This window comes from Congregibacter litoralis KT71 (assembly GCF_000153125.2).
GTDB classification, from domain to species: domain Bacteria; phylum Pseudomonadota; class Gammaproteobacteria; order Pseudomonadales; family Halieaceae; genus Congregibacter; species Congregibacter litoralis.
The window spans coordinates 980,996-999,575 of the sequence record NZ_CM002299.1; the positions used below are offsets into that span (position 1 = coordinate 980,996).

Consider the following 18,580-nt stretch of genomic DNA (forward strand, 5'->3'; position numbering starts at 1 on the left):
TACCTCGCAGGGGCACCAGGACGGCTAACAGTTCTTTAGATCGAAGACTTAATTTCCACGGCTAATGTTTGTGGAGAAAAATAGCAGCGGTATTTAACAGCAAAAGGGTGATCATAATGACAGCAGATTTCAATCGCAGAAAATTTCTATTCGGTGCAGCAGGCGCCTTAGCCGTTGTTACCGCGAGCAAGCAAGGTGTAGCGATAGCGGAGAGCTCTCCGAAGATCACGCGGCTCAAACCGGCATATGGGCCCGCCGCTGGAATTGCTAAATTGAATGCCAATGAGAATCCCTACGGCCCGAGCGAGGCTGCCCTCGCTGCTATTCAGGAGGCGAGTGCTAGCGGCGCTTATTACGTAAACGAGTCAGCTCGAGCCTTGCAAGCCATGATTGCTGAGCGACACGGTGTTGACCCCGAGTACGTTGCACTTAGCTCGGGTTCCAGCGGTGCTTTGGTGGCCTGCGCGGTGTCGGCAGGCCAGAGCGGCAACATCCTGGGGCCGGACCTTTTCTGGGACACAACATCCAAAAGTGTGGAGAAGCAGGGTATCGCGGAGATTACGCGCTTACCCAAAACGCCGGGGCTTGAGATAGATTTGCAGACAATGTACGAGTCAATCGATGACTCGATAGCCATGGTGCAAGTGGTTAATCCCAACAACCCAACCGGTCTGCTGATGGACCCCGTTGCGTTGCGGGCCTTTTGTAAAAAAGCGTCTGCGAAGGCGACGGTGCTTGTTGATGAAGCTTATAACGAGCTTACGGATATGCCTCAAGAGAACACGATGGTTCCTCTTGTCAAAGAAGGCTACGACGTAATCGTGGCGAGAACGTTCTCCAAGATCTATGGCCTTGCTGGTATGCGCGTCGGCTACATCATCGCAGCACCGGAAAAGATCGAGGCGATGAGCCGCTATGGTATTGGATGGTATGGCCTAAATCAGGCAGGCTTGGCTGCTGCGGTGGCGAGCTATGAGGACCAGGTCTTTATGGATGCTTCGCGGGCTAAGATCCGAGAGGGTCGTGAAATGGTGTACGCGGCTCTGAAAGAGAATGGCCTGTCCGGGCTGCCTTCGCAGACCAACTTTATTTTTGTGGATCTGGGTTCGATCAACGCTCAGACCTTCCGCGAGGAGATGGCAAAGGAGAATGTGCTTATTCGGGGTATCTATCGCGACTACACGAATTGGTCGCGTGTGAGCATGGGTCGTTTGGAGCATGTCCAGATGTATGTAGACGCTTTGCCGAAGGTGCTCTCGAGGCTAAGTTAAGGGCCGCTGGGTAGGGCTTGACCTCCCGAGCGAGGGTGACCACGATAGTGTCTTGAAAGGATTCTGATATGCACGATGATGGTAATCCTCAGGCTCTGCGTGCGGGCGATGGGATTTCTGGCGGCGACGGGAGCTCGGGCTTAGCCTCTGCCTCATCTTCTACGCGTCGGATGTTTTTGGGCGCTGGTGCTGCTCTGGGTGTTGCCGCGGCAATGGGCGGTGTAGCTAACGGTGCGTCTTCATCCAAGCCGGGTCCACAGAGAGTTGACCCTGGTGAGGGTAAGGGAATGTCGGTCGCGGTGATGGTGTTTGACCGCATAACGCAGCTTGATGCAACTGCCCCCATTGAGGTTTTCGCCAAGGCGGGTTGGACGGTGTTTACCGTAGCGCCTGAGCGACGCCTGGTAACTTCGGGCTCAGGTCTGAAAATCATGCCCGATTATGATTATGAATCCGCCCCGCAGGCAGACATTCTTTGCGTGCCGGGCGGTGGCGGTGTGAACCCGCTGCTGACGGATACCGCGACTTTAAACTTTGTGCGCGAGACTGCTGCCAGCGCGATCTATGTCACGTCAGTGTGTACGGGGTCGCTTATTCTCGGTGCAGCGGGCTTGCTCCGGGGTAAGCATGCGACAACGCACTGGGCCTCCCACCACTTTTTGGAAAGTTTCGGCGCCATTCCAGTAAAAGAGCGAGTGGTGGTGGATGGGCGCTTGATTACGGGCGGTGGGGTAACCGCCGGGGTAGATTTTGCCTTCACTGTGCTGGATGAAGTCCTAGGGCGAGATGTCGCCGCTTTGACGATGCTCGCGCTTGAGTACGATCCTGCGCCCCCATTCACGGGAGGTGTGCCCGGTAATACCGCAAAGGGCATCGTAGAGCGCTACGGCGAAGCGGCTCGGGGTTCTTTGGATCAACGTGGTCAGCAAGTTGCAGCCGCTGCCGCTGCGCTCGCTGTCTAGCTTTTCGCTATTTTCTATTTGGAGTAGACGCCGTATTGAATACCGAGGGGTTGTGTTGCCTGTTAAGAGCTGGCTATGAAAAGGACTTTTGTGACGCTTTTTTGCGGTGAGTGATTGAAAGCGGTCGATTGCTTGATTACACTCGCGCACCTCGCGTGTTGGCTGGCGTAGCTCAGTAGGTAGAGCAGCTGATTTGTAATCAGCCGGTCGGGGGTTCGATTCCTCTCGCCAGCTCCATATTTATCAGGTGCTTGCTTGGCACATAGGTAACAGTTTATTCCGAGGACATAGGTGCCACTTTCACCTGGTTAGCGGAGCGAAGGGGTTTTGGCCCACAGGCTCCACGCGATTCTCGGTCTGGTCAAAAAATCCTAAGTCATAGTCCATAAAGCTGACAAGCCAAATTTCGTCAGCAATCTCTCTAATCCCTACATACTGGCCCGCGAAGACCGTGCTGAAGTTAATCTTGCGTCGGCCTATGCAGATCCTGCCACACTGAGTGACTTGTATTGTTCGGTCACTGAACGGGTATTCCAGTGGCTCTGGATGGAAGTACTCGCGGGGTGAGGGTGTGTACAGCTCGGCGGGATACAGGCCGTTAAGTGCCTGCTGCGGGCGGTCCTGGTTGTAACCCTCGATGAAGTCGTCAAAACGACCCTGCTGCTGTAGGAAGTTGAAGGAAGCTGGTTTGGTGGCCTCCTTCTTTAGAGTGAGATGCATGCGTTCATGGCGGCCATTCTGCTGCGGATTGCCGGGCTTGATCCGCTCGATACGAATACCCAAGCGCAGCCACCATACCGAGAGTTTGCTCAGACCAAACAGTGCGTGGGCTGAGGCGAAGGGGACGCCATTGTCAGTACGCATGGCTGCGGGCAGACCAAACTCCTTGAAAGTGCGCTCAAAAACGGGAAATGCACCCCTCTCTTTAGTGGACTCAAGACCTTCGCAGGCCAATAAATATCGTGAGCGCTGGTCGGTAATGGTCAGCGGGTAACAATATTTTTTGTTGCCCAGTAAAAATTGGCCTTTGTAGTCAGCGCACCAGAGCGCGTTTGGCGTGAGCGCTTCACTGAGTTCTGTCCCCTTTGCTTTGTAGCGTCGGCGCTTACGTCTCTTGACCAGTCCATGCCGATCCAGAATCGCATGAATGGTACTGGGAGCAGGCGGCTTGACCATCGGAATTTGCTTGATGAGCTTGTCCCGAATTTTAGGTGCACCCCAGGTTGTGTGCTCGCGCTTGATGGCCAAGATGGCCTTCTCGATCTGGAACGGCGTTTTGTTGGGGTGCCGGTAGGGGCTTTTTGCGCGGTCTTCGAGTCCTCGGATACCGAACTCTTTGTAGCGATTGAAGATTTTGTAGCCGGTCTTTCGGGAGATGCCGAATTCACGACACAACTCGCTCATCTTCTCGCCATCAAGCCTACGCGCAACAAATCTGAGACGTTCATCCATTTGGTTACACTCCTTCCAAGGCATCCGGGGATCTCCCTCAAATGCCTCAATGTGTAACCTATGTGCCCGGAATAAAGTGGAACCTATGTGCCGATATACTCATCAGGGTCCGTACCGGTCCCGGTCCTATCTCCACAGGCTTGAGCAAATCCTCGTTTCTTTATCTGCGTATGACCACGGCAGGCTGACGACAAAAATCGCTTGGCGAAACTATGTCTTGGCGCTCCTGAAGAAGCTTCGGATCGGCCCTTTCTTTTGTGAAAGTCACCCCACTGGTGAAGTCTGCGCGCTTTTGCTGCTCGCCCGGGCCTTCACCCCTAGAAATCTGTTGACATTGTCTGGGCTCATCTGGACAATGTGCCGCCTTTCGGAGGGGTTCCCGAGTGGCCAAAGGGATCAGACTGTAAATCTGACGCGCGAGCTTCGGTGGTTCGAATCCACCTCCCTCCACCATAAGTTTTTGAAAAGAAAGTAAATTAAGCGTCGGTATTGCAGTCAGGCCGGTGTAACAGAGCGTCTCGCGACCACAGGATAGGTGGCCGTGCTAGGCGCTCTGCGGCTTGTGCTGATGAGGCAGGGTTGGTGCCGCGGGTATAGTTCAAAGGTAGAACCTCAGCCTTCCAAGCTGATGATGCGGGTTCGATTCCCGCTACCCGCTCCAGCAACGACTCGATTTTGTGGTCAGGGTCTGGAGCCTGATGGTGGCTGACGCAGCTTGCGTGCCGAGATAGGGTCGTCGGTTTGAAGCAGTAAAAAAGTAGTAGGTAATTCCGGCATTTGCCGGTAGGCGCTTCGAGTTTGGGCGTCGACGCAGTGAAGAAGCAGTCTACAGGCTCATATAGCTCAGTCGGTAGAGCACTTCCTTGGTAAGGAAGAGGTCACCGGTTCAAGTCCGGTTATGAGCTCCATTGCTTTGGCTGCTATGAAAGCGGTTGGTAAGCGGTAGCAGTTGGTAGTTAGGGTTGTGTGTGGTGGACGCGATTTGCGCGTAACGCTTTAAAAGAATCAAAGATGATGTGTGGCGGGTAATCGCCACCGGTGCAAGGAGAGTAGTTGTAATGGCAAAAGCAGCATTTGAGCGCGATAAGCCCCACGTTAACGTGGGAACGATTGGACACGTTGACCACGGTAAGACGACGCTGACGGCGGCGCTTACACGGGTTTGCTCAGAAGTATGGGGCGGCGATCTCGTAGCGTTTGACGGTATTGATAACGCACCGGAAGAGAAAGAGCGCGGCATTACGATTGCGACTTCACACGTTGAGTACGAGTCGGATTCACGCCACTACGCGCACGTTGACTGCCCCGGGCACGCGGATTATGTGAAGAACATGATCACCGGTGCGGCGCAGATGGACGGCGCTATCCTGGTATGTGGCGCGACGGACGGCCCTATGCCCCAGACCCGCGAGCACATCCTCCTGTCTCGCCAGGTAGGCGTACCTTACATCGTGGTTTTCCTGAACAAGGCGGATCTGCTGGCTGAAGACTGTGGCGGTGCGGACTCCGAAGAGTACGAAGAGATGAAAGAACTGGTAGAGATGGAGCTTCGTGAGCTTCTTGACCAGTACGAGTTCCCCGGTGACGACACACCGATCATCTGTGGTTCAGCGCTGATGGCTCTGAACGGCGAAGACGACAACGAACTGGGCACCACGGCTGTTAAGACCCTGGTTGAGACGCTGGATTCTTACATCCCTGAGCCCGAGCGTGCCATTGACCAGCCTTTCCTGATGCCTGTAGAGGACGTGTTCTCTATCTCCGGTCGTGGCACGGTTGTTACTGGTCGAGTTGAGCGCGGTATCGTGACTGTTGGCGACGAGATTGAGATTGTCGGCATCAAGGACACGGCGAAGACGACTTGCACCGGTGTTGAGATGTTCCGCAAGCTCCTTGACGAAGGTCGTGCGGGTGAGAACGTAGGTGTTCTCCTGCGTGGTACGAAGCGCGAAGAAGTTGAGCGTGGTCAGGTTCTGTCCAAGCCCGGCAGCGTGAATCCTCACACGAAGTTTGAGTCTGAGGTTTATGTTCTGTCCAAGGATGAGGGTGGTCGTCACACGCCGTTCTTCAAGGGCTACCGTCCGCAGTTTTACTTCCGTACGACGGACGTAACCGGCGCATGTGAGCTTCCTGACGGCGTTGAGATGGTGATGCCGGGTGACAACGTACAGATGGTTGTGACCCTGATTGCACCGATTGCGATGGAAGAAGGTCTGCGTTTTGCTATCCGTGAGGGTGGTCGAACCGTAGGCGCTGGCGTTGTCGCTAAGATCATCGAGTAACGCTGACTAGTCTTGTTGCGGTCAGCGCCGCCGCATCCGTTTCTTCGCGTCGCGCTTTGCGCTCCTGATTGCTACGAAACGGACACGGCGGCACTGCCCTCGGCAGGACTAGCGAATCTCGGTGGTGTTGCGAAGCGAGTGTCAGAGCGCTAGCAGCGAGCGTAGTAATACCGGCGAGAATCGCGGATCTCACTGGATAAATTGTGTGATCCGCTGCGGCTCAAGATGCTGTAACGACCAAGCCGGACCGTTGTTTGACGGTTCGGCTTCGTCGTCTGAAGACGAAAGAGTCTGTGGACGACGACATAACAGGTTCCAGGCCAGTAGCTCAATTGGCAGAGCAGCGGTCTCCAAAACCGCAGGTTGGGGGTTCGATTCCCTCCTGGCCTGCCATATCGGCAGGATATAGTTCGGAGCGAGAGCTCCTGAGCTTTATGAAGGTAGTTGAATGAGTGCAGAAGCACCCGTAAGCCGTTTTGACGGCATGAAATGGCTGGTTGTTGCCGCCTTGGTCGCCGTGGCCGTTGTGGGCAATAGCTATTTCGCAAACGAATCGTTGTTGTATCGCGTGCTCGGTATCGTGGCGCTCGCGGCAGCCGCTGGTTTTGTAGCGCTGCAGACCGCGAAGGGCGCGTCTTTCTGGTCCCTGGTAAAGGGTTCGCGCACGGAGATCCGTAAGGTTGTCTGGCCCACGCGACAGGAAACAGTGCAGACCACAATGATTGTTGTGGCCTTTGTTTTGGTGGTGGCGTTGATTCTCTGGGGACTGGATTCGTTCCTGGGTTGGCTTGTTTCGCTAGTCATTGGCTAGGGTTGGATCGGAGAAAGAGAATGGCAATGCGTTGGTATGTTGTGCACGCCTACTCGGGCTACGAGAAAAAAGTAGCGACCGCTCTTCAGGAGCGAATCGAGCTGCACGGTATGGGCGATCGCTTCGGCGATGTGCTGGTGCCCACAGAGGAAGTCGTTGAGATGCGGGCTGGTCAGAAGCGCCGCAGTGAGCGCAAGTTTTTCCCGGGCTATGTCCTGGTGCAAATGGAGCTGGGCGACGATACCTGGCACCTGGTGAAAGAGACGCCCCGGGTATTGGGCTTCATTGGTGGCAAGGCGGATGCGCCTGCGCCCATCACCGACGCGGAGGCCCAGGCCATCCTGAGTCGCATCGAAGAGGGCACCGAAGCACCGCGGCCCAAGACGATGTTTGAGCCTGGTGAAATGGTTCGCGTTATCGACGGTCCTTTCAACGACTTTAATGGTGTTGTTGAAGAAGTGAATTACGAAAAGAGCCGCTTGAACGTTGCGGTACTGATCTTCGGGCGTTCAACGCCGGTAGAGCTGGAATTCGGTCAGGTCGAAAAGGCCTGATCAAGGGTTGCGGCGGCGAAGGGGGTCTTTTGGACTTTCGGGCCGGCGCAGCAAATAGAGGCGGACGGTAACCCGTCCAGATTGGGGAGGTTGTAGCGCAGAGTTCTCGGGGCAGTGTCCCGAGAGAATTTGCGGCTCAACCGTTTGAACCCAGGAGAATGTAATCATGGCAAAGAAAGTCGAAGCCTACATCAAGCTTCAGGTGCCTGCCGGTCAGGCAAACCCGAGTCCTCCCGTGGGCCCGGCGCTGGGTCAGCACGGCGTCAACATCATGGAATTCTGTAAGGCCTTCAATGCGGAAACGCAGGGTACGGAGCCCGGTCTTCCCATTCCTGTAGTGATCACCGTTTACAGTGACCGCTCCTTTACCTTCATCAAGAAGACTCCGCCCGCATCGGTACTGCTGCGCAAGGTTGCCGGTATCGCCAAGGGATCCGGTGAGCCGAACACCAAGAAGGTGGCAAAAGTGAATCGCGCGCAGCTTGAAGAAGTTGCGGAGCAGAAATGGCCTGATCTGACGGCTGCGGACATGGATGCTGCAGTACGTACCATCGCTGGCAGTGCTCGCTCTGCCGGTATTGACGTTGAGGGGGTTAAGTAATGGCTAAGCTCAGCAAGCGGGTTAAAAATGCTCGCGAAAAAATCGACCCCACACGCGCTTATTCTCTTGACGAGGCGGTGAGCCTGCTCAAGGAAGTGTCAACGGTAAAGTTTAACGAGACCGTAGAGGTCGCCGTGAAGCTCGGCATCGATGCCCGTAAATCTGACCAGGCGGTTCGCGGCGCTACTACTTTGCCTCACGGCACGGGTAGCGATGTGCGTGTTGCCGTGTTTGCCCAGGGTGACGCGGCCGAGAAAGCGACTGCCGCTGGCGCTGATCTTGTCGGCATGGATGACCTTGCTGAGCAAATCAAGGGCGGCATGATGGATTTTGACGTAGTTGTTGCTTCTCCCGACGCCATGCGCGTCGTTGGTCAGCTGGGTCAGGTGCTGGGTCCGCGTGGTCTGATGCCGAACCCGAAAACCGGAACGGTAACTCCCGACGTAGAAACTGCTGTAAAGAACGCCAAGGCGGGCCAGATGCGGTACCGCACGGACAAGAACGGCATTGTTCACGGTGGCATTGGCAAGATCAGCTTCGAAGCGGATGCGATTCGTGGCAACCTCGAAGCGGTGCTCGCGGATCTCCGTAAGGGCAAACCCGCTGCGTCCAAGGGCGTTTATATGAGGAAGGTAACGCTGTCCACCACCATGGGTCCCGGCGTTACCCTGGATCAAACGTCTCTGGAGGCTTAACGCCACCGTTTGATCCCACAGAACGATTGGTAAGACAAGGCAGCGGGGCTTCACAAGAGCGTCGTTGCCGGGGCCGCACAGGGAGGTGTGGTCAACGATGACAATAGCCGAAACCCGGTCGATGTCGTCCTTTGATGAGGTCTCTGCAAAAGGCTGTCAGCACGCGAAAGTGTGCGGGATTTGCCAGGCGCTGATGACCATCAAAGACCGTAGGTGCGCGACAGACTATTGACCTCTCGGGGCAGTGTGTCGCTCTTAATCCAGCCAAGAGGTTGAGCCTGCGCAGATGGTGAGAAGATTCACCACATGAGTGGTGTCGTCGCGCAACGTGCTTTGCACGCTGCCTTCGGTGCCTGAGTAAGTAATCCAGGAGTATAACCAGTGGCAATTGGACTCGAGGACAAGAAAGCGATCGTAGCTGAAGTCAATGAGACTGCCACCAGTGCTATGTCTCTCGTTATTGCTGATGCACGTGGTGTGTCGGTAGGCGGGATGACGGCGCTGCGCAAGGAAGCTCGTGAAAGTCAGGTAACTGTGCGTGTAGTGCGCAACACCTTGGCCAAACGGGCTCTGGAAGGAACCGATTACGAGTGCGTCAATGACGCCCTCGTCGGTCCTTCACTGTTCGGATTTTCTATGGAAGATCCGGGCGCTGCAGCGAGACTCTTCAAGGACTTCGCGAAAGATAACGATGCCTTTGAAGTGAAAGCATTGGCGGTGAGCGGCCAGATGCTGGGTGCGGATCAGTTGGATGTGCTGGCGAAGTTGCCAACGCGCGATCAGGCACTCTCGATGTTGATGAGTGTGATGAAAGCGCCGGTGACGAAGCTGGCTCAGACGATGAACGAAGTACCTGGAAAGTTGGTTCGCACGCTGGCAGCAGTACGCGATCAGAAAGAGCAGGAAGCGGCCTAAAAACCCCTTTTTGCATTCAGCCAGAATCCGCTAGCAATAGCAGAAGATTAGGAGATAGACCTCATGGGTATGTCAAAAGACGACATTCTTACGGCAATCGCCGAGATGAGCGTAATGGAAGTAGTCGAGCTCATCGATGCAATGGAAGAGAAGTTCGGTGTAACCGCAGCGGCTGCAGTAGCAGCAGCTCCGGCAGCAGCTGGTGGTGACGCCGGCGGCGCAGCCGAAGAGCAGACTGAGTTTGACGTGATGCTGACCGCCGCGGGCGAGAAGAAAGTGAACGTCATCAAGGTTGTTCGTGCAGTAACCGGTCTTGGCTTGAAAGAAGCCAAAGGTCTGGTGGACGGCGCTCCTTCTGCAATCAAGGAAGGCGCTTCCAAAGAAGAAGCAGAAGACATCAAGAAGCAGCTTGAAGAAGCTGGTGGCTCCGCGGAGCTTAAGTAATCTTGAAGTCTGCTCGGGTACGCCCGGGCACCGAAAGGCTGGTGGGTCTTTGCCCACCGGCCTTTTCCCGCTCTGGTCGTTGTTAATTCAGCGCTAGCGGAGAACGAATTTTTTTGGCCAACGTTGCTTGGCTTTTAACGCTGGGGAGTATAGATGCCTTACTCGTACACTGAGAAAAAACGCATCCGCAAGGATTTCGGCACGATGCCGACGGTCATGGATGTGCCCTACCTGCTGGCGATTCAGCTTGATTCGTATCGCAAGTTCACGCAGCAGGGCGTATCCCTGGAAGAGCGTTTGGACTACGGCTTACATGCCGCCTTTAAGTCCGTGTTCCCGATTGTCAGCTACAGCGGCAATGCGGCACTCGAATATGTGGATTACCGTCTCGGTACCCCCGTATTCGATGTGAGCGAGTGCCAGCTCCGTGGCGTCACCTATTCCTGCTCCCTGCGGGTCAAGGTGCGGCTGATCATCTACGATAAGGAAAGCTCCAACAAGACCATCAAGGACATCAAAGAGCAGGAAGTCTACATGGGCGAGATTCCGCTCATGACAGACAACGGTACCTTCGTCATCAACGGTACCGAGCGGGTAATTGTTTCCCAGCTGCATCGCTCCCCCGGTGTGTTCTTTGATCACGACAAGGGCAAAACCCATTCATCGGGCAAGCTTCTGTACTCTGCGCGGATCATTCCCTACCGCGGTTCCTGGTTGGATTTTGAGTTTGATCCCAAGGACATGGTGTTTGCGCGAATCGATCGTCGCCGCAAGCTGCCCGCGACTATCCTCCTGCGCGCCCTGGGTTATGAGTCAGAAGAAATTCTGTCCATGTTCTACGACTTCAACGTGTTCACCGTCGATGCTGACGGCGGCTACAACATGGAGCTTATCCCCGAGCGTCTCCGTGGGGATGTTGCTGCCTTTGACATCATGATCGGCAAGAAAGTGATTGTTGAGCAGGGTCGTCGCATCACTGCCCGTCACATTCGCGAGCTTGAGAAAGCCGGCGCTACGGAATTGCCCGTACCCCCGGAGTATCTCCATGGACGCGCCCTGGCGAAGAACATAGTCGATGAAAAGAGCGGCGAAGTTCTGTTTGAATGCAACACCGAAGTGAATGAAGAAGTGCTTTCGCAGCTTGCGGAAGCCAAGATCACGGCTATCGAAACCCTGTACACCAACGAGCTGGATTGCGGGCCCTTCATTTCTCACACCCTGCGTCAGGATTCCACGCGCAACGAACTCGAGGCGCTGGTTGAGATCTATCGCATGATGCGTCCCGGCGAGCCGCCGACCAAGGAGTCTGCCGAGAACCTGTTCCAGAATCTGTTCTTCTCCCCTGATCGCTATGACTTGTCTGGCGTGGGTCGTATGAAGTTCAACCGTCGTCTCGGTCGCGAAGAGATTGTCGGTGAAGGTACGCTTTCCCGTGAGGATATCGTTGACGTGCTCCAGACCCTGGTGGGCATCCGCAACGGTAAAGGCATGGTTGATGATATCGATCACCTGGGTAACCGCCGTATTCGAAGCGTCGGCGAAATGGCTGAGAACCAGTTCCGCGTCGGTCTGGTCCGGGTAGAGCGCGCAGTTAAAGAGCGTCTGTCCATGGCAGAAAGCGAAGGCCTGATGCCCCAGGATCTCATCAACGCCAAGCCCGTATCGGCAGCGGTGAAAGAGTTCTTTGGCTCAAGCCAGTTGTCCCAGTTCATGGATCAGAACAACCCTCTGTCCGAAGTGACGCACAAGCGCCGTGTTTCTGCGCTTGGACCCGGTGGTCTGACCCGTGAGCGAGCAGGTTTTGAAGTGCGCGATGTACACCCGACGCACTACGGCCGTGTATGCCCGATTGAAACACCGGAAGGACCCAACATCGGTCTGATTAATTCTCTTGCGGTCTATGCCCGCACTAACGAGTATGGATTCCTTGAGAGTCCCTATCGAAAAGTGATCGACGGCGTTGTTACCGACGAGATTGAGTATTTGTCGGCCATCAACGAAGCCGAGCACGTGATTGCCCAGGCCTCTGCGGAACTCGACAGCAAGAATCGTTTTGTTGACGATCTGATTGCCGTTCGTCACCTGAACGAATTTACGGTCATGGATCCTGAGCGCATCGACTACATGGATGTGTCTCCCCAGCAGATCGTATCGGTAGCGGCAGCGCTGATTCCGTTCCTTGAGCACGATGACGCCAACCGCGCCCTCATGGGCTCGAACATGCAGCGTCAGGCAGTGCCTACCCTGCGCAGTGAGAAGCCCCTTGTCGGTACCGGCATGGAGCGTTTTGTTGCCGCAGACTCGGGTGTGTGTGTCGTCGCGAAGCGTCCCGGATTCATCGATTCTGTTGATGCGAGCCGCATCGTGGTGCGAGTGGACGATTCAGAGGTGGGGGCCGGTGAGGCGCCCGTCGACATCTACAACCTGACCAAATACACCCGTTCGAACCAGAACACCTGTATCAACCAGCGTCCCATCGTGAGTCGCGGCGATACCGTGGCACGCGGCGATATCCTTGCCGATGGACCGTCCATCGACCTGGGTGAGCTGGCGCTGGGGCAGAACATGCGCATCGCGTTCATGCCCTGGAATGGTTACAACTTCGAGGATTCGATTCTCGTCTCCGAGCGGGTTGTGAAGGAGGACCGTTTCACGACGATCCACATCCAGGAACTGACCTGTATTGCACGGGATACCAAGCTGGGCTCCGAAGAGATCTCCGGTGATATCCCCAATGTCGGTGAAGGTGCGCTGTCAAATCTGGATGAGTCCGGCATCGTTTACATCGGTGCGGAAGTGGACGCCGGTGACATTCTTGTTGGTAAGGTGACCCCCAAGGGCGAGACACAGCTTACCCCGGAAGAGAAGCTCCTCCGCGCGATCTTCGGCGAGAAGGCATCGGATGTGAAAGACACCTCCCTGCGTGTGCCCTCCAGCACCAAGGGTACGGTCATTGACGTTCAGGTCTTTACCCGCGACGGCCTCGAGAAGGACGCCCGGGCCAAGCACATCGAAAAGACGCAGCTCGATGAGTATCGAAAGGATCTCAAGGAAGAGTTTCGTATTTATGAGGAGGCGACCTTCTCATGGCTGGGCAATCTCATCAGTGGTGCGAAAACCGTCAGCGGTGGTGGTCTGTCCAAGGGCACCAAGCTGACCGCTGAAGTGCTCGAAGGTCTCGATCGTGAGCAGTGGTTCAAGCTCAAGCTTGATAACCCGGAGCTCAACGAAGCCCTGGCTTCCGCGCAAAACCAGCTTGAGGAGCAGAACAAGCATCTCGAGGAGCGTTTTGAAGACAAGAAGAACAAGCTCCAGAGCGGTGATGATCTGGCGCCGGGCGTCCTGAAGATCGTCAAGGTTTACCTCGCCGTGAAGCGTCGTATTCAGCCGGGTGACAAGATGGCCGGCCGTCACGGTAACAAGGGTGTGATCTCCGTGATCATGCCGGTGGAGGATATGCCCTACGATGAAAACGGTGAGCCCGTGGACATCGTGCTCAACCCTCTGGGTGTTCCCTCGCGCATGAACGTCGGACAGATTCTGGAGACTCACCTGGGTATGGCGGCTCGCGGTCTTGGAGACAAGATCAACGAGATGCTTGAGGAGCAGCGCAAAACCGCTGACATCCGCAAGTTCCTCGAGAGCATCTATAACAACGGTGCTGGCCGGGCTGCCGACATTAAAGGTCTGAAAGACAATGAAGTCATGGATCTGGCGAAAAATCTGAGAGCCGGTGTGCCCATGGCGACGCCGGCCTTTGATGGCGCTGCCGAAGAGTCTATCAAGGCCCTCCTGGAGCTGGCCGGGCTGGATCGCAGCGGTCAGGTTACGCTCTATGATGGACGCTCCGGGGATGCCTTTGATCGTCCCGTGACCGTGGGTTACATGTACATGCTCAAGCTCAACCACCTGGTGGATGACAAGATGCACGCCCGTTCCACCGGATCCTACAGCCTTGTTACGCAGCAGCCGCTGGGTGGCAAAGCACAGTTTGGTGGTCAGCGCTTCGGGGAGATGGAGGTCTGGGCTCTGGAAGCCTACGGCGCCGCCTACACCCTGCAGGAAATGCTGACGGTCAAGTCGGATGACGTGGCGGGTAGAACCAAAATGTACAAGAACATTGTCGATGGTGACCATCGCATGGAGCCGGGTATGCCCGAGTCCTTCAATGTGCTCGTGAAGGAGATTCGCTCCCTCGGTATCGATATCGAGTTGGAAAGCGAGTAAGAAAAAAGAGTACATATTTAGGAATCGGTAGTCGGTCGTCCTCGGGACGGCCGACACGGCAAGCAAACCTCGTGGAGGAAATGCCTTGAAAGACTTACTTAACCTACTGAAGTCCCAGGGACAGTCAGATGAGTTCGATGCGATTCGCATCGGCCTGGCGTCACCGGAAATGGTCCGCTCCTGGTCCTTCGGGGAAGTGAAAAAGCCCGAAACAATTAACTATCGTACGTTCAAGCCCGAGCGGGATGGCTTGTTCTGCGCCAAGATTTTTGGGCCGGTAAAAGATTACGAGTGCCTGTGCGGCAAGTACAAGCGCCTCAAGCATCGTGGTGTCATTTGTGAGAAGTGCGGTGTTGAAGTCGCTCTGGCCAAGGTGCGTCGTGAGCGCATGGGGCACGTTGAACTGGCCAGCCCCGTTGCGCACATCTGGTTCCTGAAGTCCCTGCCGTCACGTATCGGCCTTCTGCTGGATATGACTCTGCGTGATATCGAACGTGTCCTGTACTTTGAGTCATATGTTGTGACCGATCCGGGCATGACCACGCTGGAGCACGGTCAGCTGCTCACCGACGAGCAGTACTACGAAGCCATGGAAGAGTTTGGCGACGAGTTCACCGCAAAAATGGGTGCGGAAGCTGTTCAGGATCTTATGAAGCAGCTGGATCTTGAAGCAGAAGTAGCGACCCTGCGGGAAGAAATCCCTCAGACGAACTCCGAAACCAAAATCAAGAAGCTCTCCAAACGCCTTAAGCTCATGGAAGCGTTTGCGAGCTCCGGTAACAAGCCGGAGTGGATGGTGCTGAATGCGCTGCCCGTTCTGCCGCCGGATCTTCGTCCCCTGGTGCCCCTGGACGGTGGCCGTTTCGCGACTTCCGATCTGAACGATCTTTATCGTCGGGTGATCAACCGTAACAACCGTCTGAAGCGTCTTCTGGATTTGAATGCGCCGGACATCATCGTGCGCAACGAAAAGCGCATGCTGCAGGAGTCTGTAGACGCACTGCTGGATAACGGTCGTCGCGGTCGTGCGATTACCGGTTCCAATAAGCGCCCGCTCAAGTCTCTTGCGGACATGATTAAAGGTAAGCAGGGCCGATTCCGTCAGAACCTTCTCGGAAAGCGTGTGGATTACTCCGGTCGTTCCGTGATCGTTGTTGGTCCGGCGCTGCGACTGCACCAGTGTGGTCTTCCCAAGAAGATGGCCCTGGAGCTGTTCAAGCCGTTTATCTTCGGCAAGCTCGAAGCTCGTGGTCTTGCGACGACGATCAAGGCAGCCAAGAAGATGGTCGAGCGCGAGCCGCCGGAAGTCTGGGATATTCTCGCGGAAGTGATTCGTGAGCACCCGGTACTGCTGAACCGCGCTCCGACCCTTCACCGTCTTGGTATTCAGGCCTTCGAGCCCGTGCTGATTGAAGGTAAAGCGATTCAGCTGCACCCGCTGGTTTGTGCTGCCTACAACGCCGACTTTGACGGCGACCAGATGGCGGTTCACGTGCCCCTGACCATCGAAGCACAACTGGAAGCCCGTGCCTTGATGATGTCTACGAACAACATCCTGTCACCTGCGAACGGTGAGCCGATTATCGTTCCTTCCCAGGACGTCGTATTGGGTCTGTATTACATGACGCGTGAGCGCGTTAACGCCCGCGGTGAAGGTCGTGTGTTTGCCGATTTCAACGAAGTGCATCGCGCCTATGTAACGGGTGAAGCCCATCTGCAAGCTCGCGTCAAAGTGCGTATCCACGAAGTCACTATTACTGATGAGGGTGAAAGCCTGGAGCGTACCGCTGTTGTTGATACGACCGTCGGTCGCGCACTCCTTTGGGACATCGTGCCCGAGGGCATCTCTTACGACATGGTCAACAAGCCCATGGCGAAGCGTGCGATCTCCCAGATCATCAACCAGTGCTATCGCGCGGTGGGTCTCAAGGCGACGGTTATCTTTGCCGACCAGCTGATGTACACCGGTTACGAGTACTCCACGCGTTCCGGCTCGTCTATCGGCGTGAATGACTTCGAAATTCCGAAAGAGAAGGCCGAGCTCATCGAGAGCGCTGAGGCTGAAGTGAAGGAGATCGAGGAGCAGTACGCCGCTGGTCTTGTTACCCAGGGTGAGAAGTACAACAAGGTGATCGATATCTGGTCCCGCGCCAATGACCTGGTATCCAAGTCCATGATGAAGGGTATCTCGAAAGAGACGGTCAAGAATCGTGATGGCGAAGATGAAGATCAGGACTCCTTCAACTCCGTATTCATCTACGCGGACTCCGGTGCTCGTGGTTCCCCGGCGCAGATTCGTCAGTTGGCGGGTATGCGTGGTCTCATGGCCAAGCCCGACGGCTCAATTATCGAGACGCCAATTACCGCGAACTTCCGTGAAGGTTTGAACGTACTTCAGTACTTCATCTCCACCCACGGTGCCCGAAAGGGTCTTGCGGATACGGCACTTAAGACAGCCAACTCCGGTTATCTGACCCGTCGTCTTGTGGACGTGGCCCAGGACCTCGTGGTGACGGAAGTGGACTGTGGCACTGATCACGGTCTTCTCATGACGCCGGTTATCGACGGTGGCGACATCATCGAAACCCTCGGTGATCGAGTCCTCGGTCGTATCGTTGCGAAGGACGTCTTCCGTCCCGGTTCTGAAGATGAGATTGCCATCACCGCCGGTACCATGCTCGATGAGCTTTGGATCCGCCGTCTTGAGGAAATGGGTATCGATGAGCTGGAAGTGCGCTCGCCGATTACCTGTGACACGCGCCACGGTATCTGCTCTACCTGCTACGGCCGTGACCTCGCCCGGGGCCATCGCGTCAATATGGGTGAAGCCATTGGTGTTGTTGCCGCCCAGTCCATCGGTGAGCCGGGTACACAGCTCACCATGCGTACCTTCCACATTGGTGGTGCGGCGTCGAGAGCCACGGCTCAGGACAATATCCAGATCATCAATGATGGTGTGGTACGCCTTCACAATGTGAAAACCGTTGGTCGTAAAGATGGCACCCTGATCGCCGTATCGCGTTCGGGTGAGTTGTCCATTCTGGATAAGGTGGGCCGGGAGCGTGAGCGTTACAAGCTGCCCTACGGTGCCATCATCAAGGTGGCTGACGACAGCCCCGTGACCGCTGGCGACATCGTGGCAACCTGGGATCCGCACACGCACCCCATCATTACCGAGGTGGCCGGTACCGTGAAGTTCAGCGGTATGGACGAAGGTATTACTATTCGTCGCCAGACGGACGATCTCACCGGTCTGTCCAGTATCGAAGTGATGGAAACCGGCGAACGGCCCGCGGCGGGCAAGGATGTGCGTCCTGCGATCACGCTGGTAGACGATAAAGGCGAAGAACTTTGCCTTGCGGATACCAACGTGCCTGCGCACTACTTCCTTCCGGCTCTGGCCCTGGTGGGTCACGAGGATGGCTCGGCGGTTGATGCGGGTGATGTTCTTGCGCGAATTCCCCAGGAAGGGTCAAAGACCCGCGATATCACCGGTGGTTTGCCACGGGTTGCTGATCTCTTCGAAGCACGGAAGCCCAAGGAGCCTGCGATCCTTGCAGAGATCTCCGGTACCGTATCCTTTGGTAAAGAAACCAAAGGCAAGCGTCGTCTGGTGATTACGCCCACCGATGGGAAGCCTTTGCCCGACGGATCTGATCATTACGAAGCGCTCATTCACAAGTGGCGAAACCTCTCGGTGTTTGAGGGTGAGTCCGTAGAGAAGGGCGAGATGATCTCCGAAGGACCGTTCAGTCCCCACGATATTCTGCGTCTGAAAGGTATCTCCGAGTTGGCTAAGTACATTGTCAACGAGATTCAGGAGGTCTACCGACTCCAGGGTGTGAAGATCAACGACAAGCACATCGAAGTGATTGTTCGTCAGATGCTGCGCAAGGTGGTTATCACCTCCTCGGGAGACTCGTCGCTTATCAAGGGTGAGCAGGTCGAATACACAACCTTCCTCGAGGAGAACGAGCGTCTCCAGGCCGAAGGTCTGGTATGCGCTACCGGCGAGCGTGAGCTCCTGGGTATCACCAAGGCGTCTCTGGCTACGGAAAGCTTCATCTCTGCGGCATCCTTCCAGGAGACGACCCGTGTCCTTACCGAGGCTGCGGTTACCGGTAAGCGGGATTACCTCCGGGGTCTGAAGGAAAACGTGGTGGTTGGTCGTCTCATTCCTGCGGGAACGGGTCTTACCTATCATGAAGAGCGCAAGAAGCGGTCCGAGGAAGAAAGCGAGATGTCTGTATCTGCTCAGGATATCGAAGCGGCCCTTACGGAAGCATTGCAGGAAGAGAGCTCGGAGTAATCCACTCTACTTAAACTGCATGGCCTCTTCTGAGGCGCTGAAAGCGGCGACTGTTTA

At 55.7% G+C, this 18,580-nt stretch carries 12 protein-coding genes and 5 tRNA genes; 16 read left to right on the plus strand and 1 reads right to left on the minus strand.

Features of this window, described 5'->3' with window-relative positions; genetic code table 11:
* Nucleotides 1-116: 116 nt before the first annotated feature.
* From KT71_RS04495 to KT71_RS04505, 3 genes are all read left to right on the plus strand, one after another.
* Nucleotides 117-1,271 carry a pyridoxal phosphate-dependent aminotransferase gene (locus KT71_RS04495; protein ID WP_008292638.1) on the plus strand — a complete coding sequence of 385 codons (1,155 nt, stop codon included), beginning with the start codon at nt 117-119 and terminating at the stop codon, nt 1,269-1,271.
* Nucleotides 1,272-1,339: 68 nt separating this feature from the next.
* On the plus strand, nt 1,340-2,233 hold the full coding sequence (locus KT71_RS04500; protein WP_023659962.1) for a DJ-1/PfpI family protein: 894 nt from the start codon (nt 1,340-1,342) through the stop codon (nt 2,231-2,233).
* Between the two features lie 161 nt (nt 2,234-2,394).
* Nucleotides 2,395-2,470: transfer RNA gene (locus KT71_RS04505), tRNA-Thr, on the plus strand.
* Nucleotides 2,471-2,533: 63 nt separating this feature from the next.
* Here KT71_RS04505 and KT71_RS04510 read toward each other — a convergent pair.
* Entirely contained in the window at nt 2,534-3,709 is a 1,176-nt protein-coding gene (locus KT71_RS04510) for an integrase core domain-containing protein (RefSeq protein WP_008292636.1), read from the minus strand.
* 345 nt (nt 3,710-4,054) lie between these two features.
* Between KT71_RS04510 and KT71_RS04515 the strand changes: the two genes are divergently transcribed.
* From KT71_RS04515 to rpoC, 13 genes are all read left to right on the plus strand, one after another.
* Nucleotides 4,055-4,138 (plus strand) — tRNA-Tyr (locus tag KT71_RS04515).
* A 134-nt stretch (nt 4,139-4,272) separates the two neighbouring features.
* Nucleotides 4,273-4,346: transfer RNA gene (locus tag KT71_RS04520), tRNA-Gly, on the plus strand.
* A 171-nt stretch (nt 4,347-4,517) separates the two neighbouring features.
* Nucleotides 4,518-4,593: transfer RNA gene (locus KT71_RS04525), tRNA-Thr, on the plus strand.
* Nucleotides 4,594-4,743: 150 nt separating this feature from the next.
* On the plus strand, nt 4,744-5,967 hold the full coding sequence (gene tuf / locus KT71_RS04530) for an elongation factor Tu (RefSeq protein WP_008292621.1): 1,224 nt from the start codon (nt 4,744-4,746) through the stop codon (nt 5,965-5,967).
* Between the two features lie 317 nt (nt 5,968-6,284).
* Nucleotides 6,285-6,360, plus strand: a tRNA-Trp gene (locus tag KT71_RS04535).
* Nucleotides 6,361-6,415: 55 nt separating this feature from the next.
* Nucleotides 6,416-6,778 (plus strand): preprotein translocase subunit SecE, encoded by a 363-nt coding sequence (gene secE / locus KT71_RS04540; RefSeq protein ID WP_008292634.1) that lies wholly within the window; start codon nt 6,416-6,418, stop codon nt 6,776-6,778.
* 20 nt (nt 6,779-6,798) lie between these two features.
* The gene (nusG, locus tag KT71_RS04545) at nt 6,799-7,332 is read left to right on the plus strand and encodes a transcription termination/antitermination protein NusG (RefSeq protein ID WP_008292633.1); all 534 of its coding nucleotides are present in this window, start codon (nt 6,799-6,801) and stop codon (nt 7,330-7,332) included.
* Between the two features lie 166 nt (nt 7,333-7,498).
* On the plus strand, nt 7,499-7,933 hold the full coding sequence (gene rplK / locus KT71_RS04550; RefSeq protein WP_008292632.1) for a 50S ribosomal protein L11: 435 nt from the start codon (nt 7,499-7,501) through the stop codon (nt 7,931-7,933).
* Nucleotides 7,933-8,628 carry a 50S ribosomal protein L1 gene (rplA, locus tag KT71_RS04555; protein WP_008292631.1) on the plus strand — a complete coding sequence of 232 codons (696 nt, stop codon included), beginning with the start codon at nt 7,933-7,935 and terminating at the stop codon, nt 8,626-8,628. Before rplK ends, rplA begins: the two co-directional genes overlap by 1 nt.
* Before the next feature lie 381 nt (nt 8,629-9,009).
* A complete protein-coding gene (gene rplJ, locus KT71_RS04560; protein WP_008292629.1) occupies nt 9,010-9,543 on the plus strand; it encodes a 50S ribosomal protein L10 in 534 nt (177 codons plus the stop codon).
* Between the two features lie 63 nt (nt 9,544-9,606).
* Nucleotides 9,607-9,987: a 50S ribosomal protein L7/L12 gene (gene rplL / locus KT71_RS04565; protein WP_008292628.1), complete on the plus strand. Its 381-nt coding sequence runs from the start codon at nt 9,607-9,609 to the stop codon at nt 9,985-9,987.
* A 153-nt stretch (nt 9,988-10,140) separates the two neighbouring features.
* Nucleotides 10,141-14,214, plus strand: a complete 4,074-nt coding sequence (rpoB, locus tag KT71_RS04570; protein WP_008292627.1) for a DNA-directed RNA polymerase subunit beta — start codon at nt 10,141-10,143, stop codon at nt 14,212-14,214.
* An 85-nt stretch (nt 14,215-14,299) separates the two neighbouring features.
* On the plus strand, nt 14,300-18,523 hold the full coding sequence (gene rpoC / locus KT71_RS04575; RefSeq protein WP_008292626.1) for a DNA-directed RNA polymerase subunit beta': 4,224 nt from the start codon (nt 14,300-14,302) through the stop codon (nt 18,521-18,523).
* Nucleotides 18,524-18,580 lie beyond the last annotated feature (57 nt).

What these genes read in the sequence shown, in the direction of transcription:
- KT71_RS04510 (WP_008292636.1), bottom strand. Translation starts at nt 3,709, where the DNA reads ATGCCTTGGAAGGAGTGTAACCAAATGGATGAACGTCTCAGATTTGTT.
- rplL (WP_008292628.1), top strand. Translation starts at nt 9,607, where the DNA reads ATGGGTATGTCAAAAGACGACATTCTTACGGCAATCGCCGAGATGAGC.
- nusG (WP_008292633.1), top strand. Translation starts at nt 6,799, where the DNA reads ATGGCAATGCGTTGGTATGTTGTGCACGCCTACTCGGGCTACGAGAAA.
- rplA (WP_008292631.1), top strand. Translation starts at nt 7,933, where the DNA reads ATGGCTAAGCTCAGCAAGCGGGTTAAAAATGCTCGCGAAAAAATCGAC.
- tuf (WP_008292621.1), top strand. Translation starts at nt 4,744, where the DNA reads ATGGCAAAAGCAGCATTTGAGCGCGATAAGCCCCACGTTAACGTGGGA.
- rpoB (WP_008292627.1), top strand. Translation starts at nt 10,141, where the DNA reads ATGCCTTACTCGTACACTGAGAAAAAACGCATCCGCAAGGATTTCGGC.
- KT71_RS04500 (WP_023659962.1), top strand. Translation starts at nt 1,340, where the DNA reads ATGCACGATGATGGTAATCCTCAGGCTCTGCGTGCGGGCGATGGGATT.
- secE (WP_008292634.1), top strand. Translation starts at nt 6,416, where the DNA reads ATGAGTGCAGAAGCACCCGTAAGCCGTTTTGACGGCATGAAATGGCTG.
- KT71_RS04495 (WP_008292638.1), top strand. Translation starts at nt 117, where the DNA reads ATGACAGCAGATTTCAATCGCAGAAAATTTCTATTCGGTGCAGCAGGC.
- rplK (WP_008292632.1), top strand. Translation starts at nt 7,499, where the DNA reads ATGGCAAAGAAAGTCGAAGCCTACATCAAGCTTCAGGTGCCTGCCGGT.